The sequence below is a fragment of the Amycolatopsis lexingtonensis genome, from assembly GCF_014873755.1.
In the GTDB taxonomy this organism is placed as follows: Bacteria; Actinomycetota; Actinomycetes; order Mycobacteriales; family Pseudonocardiaceae; genus Amycolatopsis; species Amycolatopsis lexingtonensis.
Genome location: NZ_JADBEG010000001.1, coordinates 4423004 through 4435302, shown reverse-complemented (window position 1 = coordinate 4435302; position 12299 = coordinate 4423004). Strand labels below are relative to the sequence as shown.

The following is a 12299-nucleotide window of genomic DNA, read 5'->3' as shown; positions in this document are numbered from 1 at the left end:
GTGCATGCCGACGAACGGCGTAGTACAGGTGGACACGCGGTTCGCGTCAGGTTGGGAACAAACAGTGATCAAGGAGACCGCGATGGCGGATGACAGGCCCGAAAAGATCCTCGCGGCACTCGGCGGCGCGGGCAATCTCACCGAGGTCGAGGGGTGCATCACGCGGCTGCGCTGCGAGGTCGAGGACATGAGCCTCGTCGACGAGGCGGCGCTGAAGAAGGCCGGCGCGATGGGCGTGGTGAAGATGGGGTCGACGGCCCTGCAGGTGATCGTCGGGCCGGAGGCGGACACCATCGCCAGCGACATCGAGGACCTGCTGTGAGCCTCGAGGTGCTCAGCCCGGTCGCCGGGCACGTGGTGCCGATCACCGAGGTCCCCGACCCGGTGTTCGCGCAGGCCATGGTGGGCCCGGGCATCGCCGTGCAGCCCTCGGGCGGGCGTTCGGACGCGGTCGCGCCGGTCGACGGCACGGTCGCCACGCTGCACCCGCACGCCTACGTCATCGCCACCGAGGACGGCAAGGCCGTGCTGGTCCACCTCGGCATCGACACGGTCAAGGAGAAGGGCGAGGGCTTCACGCTGCACGTCGTCAAGGGCGAGCAGGTGCGGGCCGGCCAGCCGGTCGTCAGCTGGGACCCGGAGGCGGTGACCGCCGCGGGTTACTCGGCGATCGTCCCGGTCGTCGCTCTGGACGCCTCGGCGGACGTGCTGTCCGCGTTGGACGCCGAGCGCGACGTCGCGGCGGGCGAAAAGCTGTTCGCCTGGGACGCTTGAGTTCTTTCTGTCACACGAAGGGCCCTTGCGGACGACCGTCCACAAGGGCCCTTCGCGTGCGCCCGGCTCGTCAGCCGGTCACGACCTTCCCGTTCTCCACCTTGACCGGCACGCTGGGCAGCGGCTTGTTCGCCGGGCCCTGCTTGACCTCGCCGGTCAGCGCGTTGAAGACCGAGCCGTGGCAGGGGCAGACCAGGTCGGCGCCCTTCGGGGTGACCGTGCAGCCCTGGTGCGTGCAGATCGCGCTGAACGCCGCGCAGGCCGACTCGGACGACCGGGCCACGATGACGTCGGAGCCGTCCGGGGCCTTGGCGGCCTTGGCCTCCCCGACCGGGACGTCGGCGAGCGCGATCAGCGGCGTCCCGGCGGCGATCGGGGCCTGGGCGGTGCCGGACTTGGCGTCGTCGGAGGAACCGCAGGCGGTGAGCGCGACGGCGCCGACGGCGGCACCGGCGACGGCGGCACCCGTGGTGAGGACGGTGCGGCGGGAGTGCAGTTCGGCAGTCATGCCCTTATGAACGGGATCGGCACCGCATCGGTTCAATCCGCGGTGAACCGGATCGGCCCCTGCTCCGTGTATGTAGCCGAGTGGGTGTGGAGTGGAGGAACGATCATGGTGGGTTGGGTTCTGCGCATCGTCGTGGCGGCCGCGCTGCTGGGCTCGGCGGGCGTGCACTACTTCCTGTGGACCGAGGACTACCCGGGCATCGTCGGCCCGCTGTTCCTGCTGGACGCGATCGGCGGCCTGGTCATCGCGATCGCGGTGCTGGCCTGGCGGCACTGGCTGCCGGCGCTGGGCGCGCTCGGGTTCGGCGTGCTGACGCTCGGCGCGTACGTGCTCGCCGCGACCGTCGGCTTCGCCGGCAACCACGACCAGTTCAACAGCCAGCCCGAGTACTGGGGCGTCATCACCGAGGCGGTCTGCATCGTGGGCGGCCTGGCGCTGCTGTTCGTGAAGGACCGGCGTCGCGTCTCGGCCTGAGCCCGTGGGAGAAGTCGCCGAAGAGGCCTTGATGCGCGCGCTGCACGAGGAGCACGCGGCCGCGCTCTGGTCGTACGCGCTCCACCTGACCTCCGGCGACCGGATCCGCGCCGAAGACGTCGTCCAGGAGACGCTGCTGCGTGCCTGGCGCTCGACGGCGGTGCTGGACCAGTCGCAGGGCTCGGCGCGGGCGTGGCTGTTCACGGTGGCGCGGCGCATCGCGATCGACGGCTGGCGCTCGGCGTCGGCCCGGTCGGAGGTGGTGACCGACGAGCCGCCGGAACGCGCCGTCGGCGACGGGACCGACCGCGCGGTCCAGGGCTGGCTGGTGGCGGAGGCGCTGGCCGAGTTGTCCGACCGGCACCGCGAGGTCCTGGTGCTGTGTTACTTCCAGGGCTATTCCGTTGCGGACGCGGCGCTGCGGCTGGGCGTGGCCGAAGGGACGGTCAAGTCGCGCACGCACTACGCGCTGCGCGCCCTGCGGCTGGTGCTCGAGGAGAGGGGGGTGACCCAGTGAGCGAAGACCCGTTCGCGACGTTCGACGCCGCTTACGTGCTGGGAGCGCTGTCTCCCGAGGACCGCCAGCGCTTCGAGGAGCACCTGCGCACGTGCGACCGCTGTGCGGCTTCGGTCCGCGAGCTGGCCGGGCTGCCGGGCCTGCTGGCCAGGGTCGACGCCCCGGCGGCCGTGCCCGACCCCGGGCCGCCCCCGCCGGACCTGCTGCCTTCGATCCTCGGGCGGGTCCGCCGCGGCCGCCGCGTCCGGCTGGCGGTGACGTCGGTCTCGGCGGCGCTGGCGGTGTCGGCGTGCGTGGCGCTGGCGGTGGTGGCGTCGTGGCCCGCGCCGGCCCCGCCGCCGTCGATCGCGATGACGTCGCTCGGCCAGTTCCCGGTCCGCGCCGACGCCCGCCTGGACGCGTTCGAGTGGGGCACGCAGGTCGACATGTCGTGCAGCTACACCGGCGGCCGCAGCGGCGGGGACTACGTGCTGGTGGCGATCTCCCGAACCGGCACCGAGACGCAGCTGGCGACGTGGAAGGCGGTCCCGGACAACACGGCCCGCATCGTGATCGGGACGGCGCTGCGGCGCGCGGACCTGGCGGCGCTCGAGGTGCGCGGGGGCAGCGGGCGGCCCCTGCTGCGGCTGACGCTGTGAGGGCGGTGGCTCATCCGGGCCGCAGGGGGTCCCGGATGAGCCACCCGCTCCCCCGCGCGCCCCGGCTTGCGATGTCTTGAATGAGCAAGGCCGGGTAGTTAGGGCGGGGCGGGTCGTGTCAAGGGGCTTGTTGCGGCGTTGGTGATGGTTGTCTCGATCGTGATCTTGAGGCAGGCGCGGGGCTGGCCGGGTTTGTTGTAGGCGTATTTGGACAGGGGTCGTTTGACGGTCCGGGGGCAGGTGCGTGCCCGTCGGGCGGGGAGCAGGCTGGACAGGACCTGGGCGCCGATGGTGCCGATCAGGTCGATGCGGGTGCCGGCGATCACCGACCGGGCGGTGATGATCTGGTCGCGGGCGGCGTGCAGGGCGACGCTGAACCCGGCCCGGTCGGGGGCGAGGCCGGGGCGGGAGCTGGTGGCGTCGGTCATCGCGATCCGCAGGATCTGATAGGTGACCAGCAACGCCCAGAGTTCCTGCTCGGCTCCGGCCGGGGTCTGCGAACGCAGGACCCGCCCGCGGATGAGGGTGTGTTTGAGCGCGAGGTAAGCCGATTCGATCTCCCAGCGCTGATGGTAGAGCTCGATCAGGTCCGCAGCGGGATAGCGTTGGGGGTCGAGCAGGGTGGTGACCAGCCGGTAGTGCTCGCTGCGGCGGGACCCGGCGGCGCCGGTGACGGTGATCAGAGCTTCGATGATCCGGACTTCGATCCCGCCGATAACCGAACGGATTGATCCGTCGGTGTGCTGGCCCAGCAGTGGTGGGCGTCGGTTGCCTTTGAGCCGGATCAGCAGGTCTGCGCCGGTTTTGGCGGTGTCGGCGATGAAGGGGGCGGCATCGAAGTTGCGGTCGGCCAGCAGCACCATTCCCCGGCGCAGCCGGTCGGTGAGCCGGGCTGCGTAGGCCAGTTCGCCCTCGGCGGGGCTGCCGAACACCGCTGCGATCAGGGCGCGGGTGCCGCATTCGACCAGCGTGACCAGCCGCAGCAGCGGATACCCGGCGGCTGGGTGGGATGCGGTGCGGGTCTTGTCGGTCCAGGCCCGGTTGGGGTCGCTGTCGGGGATGGCGACCTGTGTTCCGTCGATCGCGGCCAGCCGCAGGCCCCGCCAGCAGGCGCCGGGGGTGCGGGACCAGGCCACAGGTCCGGCCAGCAGGGTGAACAACGCGGCCAGCGGGCCCGGGCCGACCCGGGAGCGGGCTTGGCGCAACGCCGAGGGTGTCGGTGTCCGCAGGCCCTGCCCGCCCAGGCCGGCGATCAGGGCCGAGAACACCCCGTGGTAGCCGCGTTCGGGGAAAAAGCCCATTGCGAGCAGGAAGTAAACCGTCACCCGGGCCGGTAACAACCGCACCCGCCGCTGCGCGGCGGGTGCGGTTTCGGCCAGGACCGCATCGACCATGTCGAAGGGCACGATCTGGGTGAGTTCACCGAGGTGGCCGGGGGCGAAGACCCCGCTCGCGGTGTGGGTGATCCGGGTTGTGACAGACTGCGCGGACAACGGAGCTCCCGCCGAACGTTGATCTTGGTCGACGATGTTCTAGCGGAAGCTCCGTTGCCTTATGTCAGGGGGTTGACACCACACCGCAAGCCTTAACTACCCGGCCTTGCTTGAATGAGTCATTCAGGACCTCCGAAGACCTGAATGACTCATTCAAGACGCCGGCGAAGCCGCCGCCGCGACTTTGCCGGGACCCTGGCCAGGGTCCCGGCCCGGGCGGGTATGACCGGAGGCACGTCCCGGGCCGGCTTGCCGCCGTGACAGGATTGAGCCCATGTTGCGCTGGATCACCGCAGGTGAATCGCACGGACCCGCGCTGGCCGCCGTGCTCGAAGGGATGCCCGCCGGGGTCGCCGTCACCACCGCCGACGTCACCGAGCAGCTGGCCCGCCGCCGCCTCGGGTTCGGCCGCAGCCCGCGGATGGGCTTCGAGACCGACCACATCGAGTTCCTCGGCGGCGTGCGCCACGGCCTCACCCAGGGTGGCCCGGTCGCGGTGCAGATCGAGAACGCCGAGTGGCCGAAGTGGGAGCAGGTCATGGCGGCCGACCCGGTCGACCCGCAGGTGCTCGAAGGGCTCGCGCGCAACGAACCGCTCACCCGGCCCCGCCCGGGCCACGCGGACCTGCCCGGCATGCAGAAGTACGGCTTCGACGAGGCCCGTCCCGTCCTGGAGCGCGCGAGCGCGCGCGAAACGGCGTCGCGGACCGCGCTCGGCACCGTGGCGCGCAACTACCTGAAGCAGCTGCTCGGGGTCGAGATCCTCAGCCACGTCGTCTCGATCGGCGGCGCGGACGCCCCCGAGGGCCCGCTGCCGGTCGCGGCCGACCTGGCCGCCATCGACGAGAGCCCGGTGCGCGCCTTCAGCCAGGAGGGCACCGACGCGATGGTCGCCGAGGTCGACGCCGTGCGGAAGGCGGGCGACACCGTCGGCGGCGTGATCGAGGTCCTCGCCTACGGCCTCCCACCGGGCCTCGGCTCCCACGTCCACTGGGACCGCCGGCTCGACGCGCGGCTCGCCGGCGCGCTGATGGGCGTCCAGGCCATGAAGGGCGTCGAGGTCGGTGACGGCTTCACCACCGCACGCCGCTGGGGCAGCCAGGCGCACGACGAGATCGACCGCGGCACCGGCCCGGTCGGCGTCACCCGCCGGTCCAACCGCGCGGGCGGCCTCGAAGGCGGCATCACCAACGGCGAGCCGCTGCGCGTGCGCGTCGCGATGAAGCCGATCTCGACCGTCCCCAAAGCACTGTCCACAGTGGACGTCAAGACGGGCGAGCCCGCGGTCGCGATCCACCAGCGCTCGGACGTCTGCGCCGTGCCGCGCGCGGGTGTCGTGCTGGAGTCCGTGGTGGCGCTGGTCCTCGCGGACGCCGCGCTGGAGAAGTTCGGCGGCGACTCGCTCGTCGAGGGCAAGCGCAACGCCGAGGCGTACCTCAAGGCCCTCGAGGAGCGCTGGTGAGCCCTCGCGCGGTGGTCGTCGGCCCGCCCGGCTCGGGCAAGAGCACGGTCGGCCCGCTGCTGGCGGCCGCGCTCGGCGTCACGTTCCGGGACAGTGACGACGACATCGTCGCGCGCACCGGGCGCAGCATCGCCGACATCTTCGCGGACGACGGCGAACCCGCTTTCCGCGCGCTCGAAGAAGAAGCGGTCGCCACCGCGCTCGCGGAGCACGACGGCGTGCTGTCGCTCGGCGGCGGCGCGCCGCTCACCCCTGGCACCCGCGCCCGGCTGGCCGAGCACACCGTCGTGTTCCTCAACGTCGGCCTCGCCGCCGGCGTGCAGCGCACCGGCCTGTCGAGCGCACGACCGCTGCTGGCCGGGGTGAACCCCCGCGCCACGTTCAAGAAACTGCTCGACGAACGCGTGCCCGTCTACCGCGAGGTCGCCACCGTCGAGGTCGTCACCGACGAGCGGACCCCGGCCGAGATCGTCGCGGACCTCGCCGCGCGGCTCGCCCCCGCCGAAGCCAAGGAGTGAATCACCCCGTGTCCGATCCGGTGCGCATCCCCGTCGCCACCGCCCACCCGTACGACGTCGTGGTCGGGCGCGGCCTGCTCGGCGACCTCACCACGCAGCTGGCCGACGCCTCGAAGATCGCGCTGATCCACCCGCCCACGCTGACCGCCACGGCCGAGGCCATCCGCGACGAGCTGAACGCGGCGGGCCTGGACGCGCACCGCGTCGAGATCCCGGACGCCGAGGACGGCAAGGCGCTGACCGTCGCGAGCTTCTGCTGGGAGGTGCTCGGCCGGATCGGGCTGGACCGCCGCGGGGTCGTCGTCGGCCTCGGCGGCGGCGCCGTCACCGACCTCGCCGGGTTCGTCGCCGGGACGTGGATGCGCGGGGTCCGGCTGGTCAACGTGCCGACCACGCTGCTCGGCATGGTCGACGCGGCGGTCGGCGGCAAGACCGGCATCAACACCGAGGCCGGCAAGAACCTCGTCGGGGTGTTCCACGAGCCGAGCGCGGTGTTCGTCGACCTCGCGACGCTGGAGACGCTCCCGCGCAACGAGCTCGTCGCCGGCATGGCCGAAGTCGTGAAGACCGGCTTCATCGCCGACCCGCGGATCCTCGAGCTGATCGAGGCCGACCCGGCCGCCGCGCTCGACCCGACCGGCGACGTGCTGGCCGAGCTGGTCCGCCGCTCGATCCAGGTCAAGGCCGACGTCGTCGCCGCGGACCTGCGCGAGTCCGACCTGCGGGAGATCCTCAACTACGGCCACACCCTCGGGCACGCCATCGAGCGCCGCGAGCGGTACCGGTGGCGCCACGGCGCCGCGGTCAGCGTCGGGCTGGTGTTCGCCGCCGAGCTGGCGCGCCTGGCCGGGCGCCTCGACGACGCGACGGCCGAGCGCCACGCGTCGGTGCTCAAGCTGCTCGGCCTGCCGACGACGTACGACGCCGACGCGCTCGCCCAGCTGCTGGAGACGATGAAGGGCGACAAGAAGACCCGGTCCGGCGTGCTGCGGTTCGTGGTACTGGACGGGCTCGCGAAGCCCGGCCGGCTCGAGGGCCCGGACCCGTCGCTGCTGGCGGCCGCGTACTCGGCGATCGCGGCGGACGCCCCGGCGAGCGGCGGGAGCGTGCTGCTGTGAAGGCGTTCGTGTTCAACGGCCCCAACCTCGGGCGGCTCGGCAAGCGGGAGCCGTCGGTCTACGGCTCGACCACCCACGACGACCTCGCGGCGCTGTGCGTCAAGACGGGGGAGGAGCTGGGCATCGAGGTCGAGGTCCGGCAGACCGACCACGAAGGTGAGATGGTCGGCTGGCTGCACGAAGCCGCCGACGGGGGCAACCCGGTGGTTCTCAACGCCGGGGCGTGGACGCACTACTCGATCGCGGTGCGCGACGCCGCCGCGCAGCTGTCCGCGCCGCTGATCGAGCTGCACATCTCGAACGTGCACAAGCGCGAGGCCTTCCGGCACCACAGCGTGCTTTCGGACATCGCGACGGCGGTGATCGCGGGCCTCGGCGTCGACGGTTACCCGCTCGCCCTGCGCTGGCTCGCCGCGCACCCGGGATGACGCTGCCGGCCACTCCGCGCTTGACGCTGCGGCCGCTGACCGAGGCCGACCGCGAAGCCGTCGTGAAGGTCTTCGCCGACCCGGAGATGAGCCGGTACTTCGCGGCGGACTTCTCGGACCCGGCGGCGGCGAGCGCGATGGTCGACCGCCGCCTCGCTTTTCGCGGCCCGCCCGGCCAGGGCCACTGGGTGATCGAGCGCGACGGCGAGGTGATCGGCGTCGCGCACCTCCGCCCGTCGTGGGAACTGCCCGGCGGGGTGCCGGAGCTGGGCTACTACGTGGCGAGCGCGCACGCCGGGCAGGGCCTCGCGACCGAAGCCGCCCGTGCGGTGCTGGACCACGGCTTCGGCACGCTGGGCCTCCCGGCGATCTGGGCGCTGGTGCACGAAAACAACGCGGCGAGCCGCAAAGTGGCCGCCCGGCTGGGTTTCCTCGACGTCGGCACCGGCGTCCACTACGGCGACCTGCACCGCGTGCTGGTCGCACTTCCCACCGCGCACGGGCGGCCGCACCACCTCGAGCTGTGGGTCCCGGACCTGGCCGCGGCGGAGCGGAGCTGGGGCTGGCTGCTGGGCGAGCTGGGCTGGCGGGAGTTCCAGCGCTGGCCCGCGGGCGTCAGCTGGCGGCTCGGCGGCACGTACCTGGTGGTGGAGGCCTCACCGGCGGTGAGCGCGACGGACCACGAGCGCACCCGGCCGGGCCTCAACCACCTGGCCCTGCACGTGGCCACCCGCGCGGAGGTCGACGACCTGGCGGCTCGGGCCGCGGAGCACGGGTGGCGGCCGTTGTTCGCGGACCGGTACCCGTACGCGGGCGGAAGCGCGCACTACGCGGCCTACCTCGAGAACGAGGCGGGCTTCGAGGTGGAGCTGGTCGCCCTGGAAGGCCCGCCGCCCGCGACGTCTTGAATGAGTCATTCAGGTCTTCGGAGGTCCTGAATGACTCATTCAAGACACTCCCCGGGCTGCCGCCACCGCTGAGGGTGACACCCGGTAGCCGGGTCTCGATCACCTGAGTCCGTGCCGCGGGAAGCCTTGCGCGATCGAGGGACCGTCGACCGGGAGCGCCGTCACTCGGACAGGGTCGCTCTCGCTACACTCCGATGTCGTGCACCCGTTTCGTCGTGGGGGTCGGCGACCCGCTCGTGCCTTCCTCGCCAGTGTCCTGGCCGGGCTGCTCGTCGCGGGCTGCACCGAGGGGTACGCCCAGCCGCAGGCCGCCGGGGAGCAGCCCGCCATCGCGGGCGGCGAAACCGCGCCGCGCCCGGCCGACGTCAAGCTCGCTTCCGGTGAGCCGCGGCAGAGCGGCGGCGTGATCGCCGCCGGGGGCGCGGACGCCGTCTACAACTACGGGCCCACCGTGATGCTCGACCGCGGGCAGACGCGGATGTGGTGGTGCAGCCAGTACGGCGGGGCCGGGCCGGCCGGCGACGACATCCTCTACGCGCAGGCGCAGTCGATGGACGGCCCGTTCACCGGGCCCGGCGGCGGGATCCCGGCGGCCGTCTTCTCCGGCGCGCCCGGGCAGTTCGACGGCATGCACACCTGTGACCCGTCCGTGCTGCGCGTCGGCAGCACGTACTACCTGTACTACACCGGCGCGGCGGGCGACCACGCGCTCGGCAACGCCATCGGGCTCGCGACCAGCCCCGACGGCGTGCACTGGACCCGCGCGGCGGGCGGGAAGCCGATCCTCGGGCCGTCGCACGACGTGCACCGCGCGAACGTCTACGGTGCCGGCCAGCCGTCGGTGGTCTACCTCGACGGCTGGTTCTACCTGATGTTCACCGACACCACCGGCCGCGCCGCGGGCTGGAACGGGGCCGGGCAGTTCGTGCTGCGCTCGGCCGACCCGGCGTTCGGCTCCGGGGTGCAGGCGCTGGACGTCGGCGGGTTCGTGCCGGTGACCTCGACGTCGGCGCCGCGCGGCCGGTCGATCGTCGACGGGTTCAGCGCGGACCTGATGTGGGTCGGCGCGCTGGACGCGTTCGTCGTCGCCCACGAGACCGACGGCGGCACGACCCTCACCTTCTGGACGCCGGACTTCACCGAAAACCCCTTCCAGCCGGTGCTGATCCCCGGCCCGTGGAAGGAAGGGCCGGGCCTGGTGCGCCGGGCGGACGGCCACGCGCCGCTGTCGTCGGCCGACCCGTGCGACCGGGTGCCGTTCGACGTCGTGCGCGCGAGCGCGATCGGCGGCGCGAACGCCCCGACCGACCTGCGCCACTTCGGGCTCGACCTGCTGGGCAGCCAGGCGTGCGGCAACCCCGGCCGGACGGCGGCGACCTTCGACGGCGTCACGATGCCCTCGCCGGAGCGGACGATGGACCTGGTCCGCGCGGGCGTGCGGGTCCGGGTGGACCGCCGCGCCGTGGCGGTGGCGCTGGCCGGCGAGGTCCTGGACAAGGCACCGGCGGCGGTGACGGCCCTGCCACTGGCGGCGCGGCTGCGCTCGGGCGCGGAGGCGGTGCAGGCGCCGGGCAAGGGGTTCGCGTTCGTGCTGGACGACAAGAAGCGCTGGCGGGTCCCCGACGGCGGGATCCCGGGCAACAACGGCTCGACGGCCCGCGCGATCACGGTCGCCCAGTGGGACGGCTACCCGAAGGGCCGCTCCCTGGTCGGCTAGTGTCACGCGTCGAAAGTTGGTTGACGCTGGGGACGAGCGCCCCAATGTGGCGTTCGGTGCGTCCAGCGCACCCAATGTGGCGTTCGGTGCGTCAGACGCAACCAACGCCACATTGGGGCGCACGCCGGGCGGCTGTCGACGAACATCGGACGCGCGACACTAGGTGCCCACGCCGTCTTCGCCCGGCGGCCGGGAACGCCCGATCCGCCCGCCGACGAACAACCCGAGCCCGGCCGGGATCAGCACCAGCAGCGCCGAGAACGCCGCACCGCCGGTCAGCGCGCCACCGAGCTCCGACACGCCCGTCTGGTCGACGAACACCGCGCGCCCGATCACGTACAGGATCCCCGACACGACCCCCGTGACGAGCGCCGCGATGAACCACGCGCGGCCGCGGTCCGGCACGTCCCGCCAGCCGTCCAGCGCGCTCCACAGCGCCGCCGCGCCGACCAGGACCGCCAGGGTCAGCGACACCACCAGGGTCTGGTCCGTCGGGTGGTACACGGCGTACTTCGCCACCAGCGTCAGCGCGACGCCGTGGAGCACCGCCATCCCCAGTCCGCGGATCACCCAAGCGCTCATCCTGCGGAGTGTAGGCCAGGTTACCGGCGAGTCGCTTGGCTGGCGCGCACTAGGCTGGGCGCGTGCCCGAAACCCATGGACGACGTCGTGCCGCGCTGCGTGGGCTCCTGACCGGAGCCGGTGTGGACGCGCTGCTGATCACCGATCTGCTGAACATCCGCTACCTGACCGGGTTCACCGGGTCGAACGCGGCAGTGCTGCTGCACGCGGGCGGGGACGGGCAGACCCTCTTCTGCACCGACGGCCGCTACACCACGCAGGCGGCCCGGGAGGTGCCCGACCTCGAGACCGTCGTCGACCGGGCCAGCGCCGCCGCCCTCGTCGCGAAGGCCGAGAAGGACCCCAAGACCTATTCGCGGGTCGGGTTCGAGAGCCAGCACATGAGCGTCGAGGAGTACGAAGCGCTCCGGCAGCGGGTGGCGCTCACGCGGACCCCCGGCCTGGTCGAGCGGCTGCGGGTGGTCAAGGACGAGGCCGAGATCGAGGCGCTGCGCCAGGCGTGCGCCGCCGCCGACCGGGCACTGGACGACCTGGTCGCCGCCGGCGGCCTCCGGCCCGGGCGGACCGAGCTGGAAATCGCCCGTGACCTGGAGAACCGGATGCTGGCGCACGGCTCGGAGGCGCTCAGCTTCGCCTCCATCATCGCCGCCGGCGCGCACTCGGCCATCCCGCACCACCAGCCGACGCACGCCGAGCTCAAGCGCGGCGACTTCGTCAAGATGGACTTCGGCGCCACCGTCGACGGCTACCACTCGGACATGACCCGCACCTTCGTCCTCGGCGAACCCGCGGACTGGCAGCGGGAGGTCTACGACCTCGTGCACGCCGCCCAGGCGGCCGGGGTCGCCGCCGTCGTCCCGGGCGCCGAGGTGTCCGAAGTGGACGCCGCGGCGCGGAAGGTGATCGCCGACGCGGGGCACGGCGAGCACTTCGCCCACGGTCTCGGCCACGGCGTCGGCCTGCAGATCCACGAGGCGCCCAGCTTCGCCGCGACGGGCGTCGGTACACTGTCCGCCGGTATGGCGGTCACCGTCGAGCCCGGCGTGTACCTCGCGGGGCGCGGTGGCGTGCGCATCGAGGACACGCTCGTCGTGCGGGCTGGGGAGCCCGAACTCCTCACCCTGAGCACCAAGAACCTCGTGGTCGTCTGACAGCGGCCCCG

Annotated in this window: 15 protein-coding genes; 12 read left to right on the top strand and 3 right to left on the bottom strand. The window is 72.8% G+C overall.

Going from position 1 to position 12299, the window contains the following annotated elements:
- Positions 1–82 precede the first annotated feature (82 nt).
- A complete protein-coding gene (locus tag H4696_RS19610; RefSeq protein ID WP_033262862.1) occupies positions 83–322 on the top strand; it encodes a PTS sugar transporter subunit IIB in 240 nt (79 codons plus the stop codon).
- Positions 319–774, top strand: coding sequence for a PTS sugar transporter subunit IIA (locus tag H4696_RS19605; protein ID WP_086856382.1), 456 nt, complete (start codon positions 319–321; stop codon positions 772–774). Before H4696_RS19610 ends, H4696_RS19605 begins: the two co-directional genes overlap by 4 nt.
- A gap of 70 nt (positions 775–844) precedes the next feature.
- Here H4696_RS19605 and H4696_RS19600 read toward each other — a convergent pair whose 3' ends face one another.
- Positions 845–1282: a QcrA and Rieske domain-containing protein gene (locus tag H4696_RS19600; protein WP_086856381.1), complete on the bottom strand. Its 438-nt coding sequence runs from the start codon at positions 1280–1282 to the stop codon at positions 845–847.
- Between the two features lie 105 nt (positions 1283–1387).
- Here H4696_RS19600 and H4696_RS19595 point away from each other — a divergent pair, with 105 nt between their 5' ends.
- Genes H4696_RS19595 through H4696_RS19585 form a run of 3 tightly spaced genes read left to right on the top strand, consistent with a single transcriptional unit; the run spans position 1388 to position 2911 of the window.
- Positions 1388–1756 (top strand): hypothetical protein, encoded by a 369-nt coding sequence (locus tag H4696_RS19595; RefSeq protein ID WP_086856380.1) that lies wholly within the window; start codon positions 1388–1390, stop codon positions 1754–1756.
- Positions 1757–1760: 4 nt separating this feature from the next.
- On the top strand, positions 1761–2273 hold the full coding sequence (locus H4696_RS19590) for a sigma-70 family RNA polymerase sigma factor (protein WP_086856379.1): 513 nt from the start codon (positions 1761–1763) through the stop codon (positions 2271–2273).
- A complete protein-coding gene (locus tag H4696_RS19585; protein ID WP_086856378.1) occupies positions 2270–2911 on the top strand; it encodes an anti-sigma factor family protein in 642 nt (213 codons plus the stop codon). The genes H4696_RS19590 and H4696_RS19585 overlap by 4 nt, the downstream gene beginning before the upstream one ends.
- Before the next feature lie 98 nt (positions 2912–3009).
- On the opposite strand, the gene H4696_RS19580 is transcribed toward H4696_RS19585, so the two are convergent.
- Positions 3010–4404, bottom strand: a complete 1395-nt coding sequence (locus H4696_RS19580; protein ID WP_086856377.1) for an IS4 family transposase — start codon at positions 4402–4404, stop codon at positions 3010–3012.
- Positions 4405–4678: 274 nt separating this feature from the next.
- Between H4696_RS19580 and aroC the strand changes: the two genes are divergently transcribed.
- The 6 genes from aroC (at position 4679) to H4696_RS19550 (ending at position 10555) form a co-directional block, all read left to right on the top strand.
- Complete coding sequence (gene aroC / locus H4696_RS19575) at positions 4679–5866, top strand: chorismate synthase (RefSeq protein ID WP_086856376.1); 1188 nt, start codon at positions 4679–4681, stop codon at positions 5864–5866.
- Complete coding sequence (locus H4696_RS19570) at positions 5863–6384, top strand: shikimate kinase (RefSeq protein WP_192782417.1); 522 nt, start codon at positions 5863–5865, stop codon at positions 6382–6384. The genes aroC and H4696_RS19570 overlap by 4 nt, the downstream gene beginning before the upstream one ends.
- An 8-nt stretch (positions 6385–6392) precedes the next feature.
- Positions 6393–7502, top strand: coding sequence for a 3-dehydroquinate synthase (gene aroB / locus H4696_RS19565; RefSeq protein ID WP_086856374.1), 1110 nt, complete (start codon positions 6393–6395; stop codon positions 7500–7502).
- Positions 7499–7930, top strand: a complete 432-nt coding sequence (gene aroQ, locus H4696_RS19560; RefSeq protein ID WP_086856373.1) for a type II 3-dehydroquinate dehydratase — start codon at positions 7499–7501, stop codon at positions 7928–7930. The genes aroB and aroQ overlap by 4 nt, the downstream gene beginning before the upstream one ends.
- Positions 7927–8838: a GNAT family N-acetyltransferase gene (locus H4696_RS19555; RefSeq protein ID WP_086856372.1), complete on the top strand. Its 912-nt coding sequence runs from the start codon at positions 7927–7929 to the stop codon at positions 8836–8838. Before aroQ ends, H4696_RS19555 begins: the two co-directional genes overlap by 4 nt.
- A 199-nt stretch (positions 8839–9037) precedes the next feature.
- Entirely contained in the window at positions 9038–10555 is a 1518-nt protein-coding gene (locus H4696_RS19550) for a glycoside hydrolase family protein (protein ID WP_086856371.1), read from the top strand.
- 159 nt (positions 10556–10714) lie between these two features.
- On the opposite strand, the gene H4696_RS19545 is transcribed toward H4696_RS19550, so the two are convergent.
- Positions 10715–11137 (bottom strand): B-4DMT family transporter, encoded by a 423-nt coding sequence (locus H4696_RS19545; protein WP_169734809.1) that lies wholly within the window; start codon positions 11135–11137, stop codon positions 10715–10717.
- Between the two features lie 62 nt (positions 11138–11199).
- Here H4696_RS19545 and H4696_RS19540 point away from each other — a divergent pair, with 62 nt between their 5' ends.
- Positions 11200–12288, top strand: a complete 1089-nt coding sequence (locus H4696_RS19540; protein WP_086856369.1) for a M24 family metallopeptidase — start codon at positions 11200–11202, stop codon at positions 12286–12288.
- Positions 12289–12299 lie beyond the last annotated feature (11 nt).

What these genes read in the sequence shown, in the direction of transcription:
- H4696_RS19610 (WP_033262862.1), top strand. Translation starts at nt 83, where the DNA reads ATGGCGGATGACAGGCCCGAAAAGATCCTCGCGGCACTCGGCGGCGCG.
- aroC (WP_086856376.1), top strand. Translation starts at nt 4,679, where the DNA reads ATGTTGCGCTGGATCACCGCAGGTGAATCGCACGGACCCGCGCTGGCC.
- H4696_RS19545 (WP_169734809.1), bottom strand. Translation starts at nt 11,137, where the DNA reads ATGAGCGCTTGGGTGATCCGCGGACTGGGGATGGCGGTGCTCCACGGC.
- H4696_RS19595 (WP_086856380.1), top strand. Translation starts at nt 1,388, where the DNA reads ATGGTGGGTTGGGTTCTGCGCATCGTCGTGGCGGCCGCGCTGCTGGGC.
- H4696_RS19600 (WP_086856381.1), bottom strand. Translation starts at nt 1,282, where the DNA reads ATGACTGCCGAACTGCACTCCCGCCGCACCGTCCTCACCACGGGTGCC.
- H4696_RS19555 (WP_086856372.1), top strand. Translation starts at nt 7,927, where the DNA reads ATGACGCTGCCGGCCACTCCGCGCTTGACGCTGCGGCCGCTGACCGAG.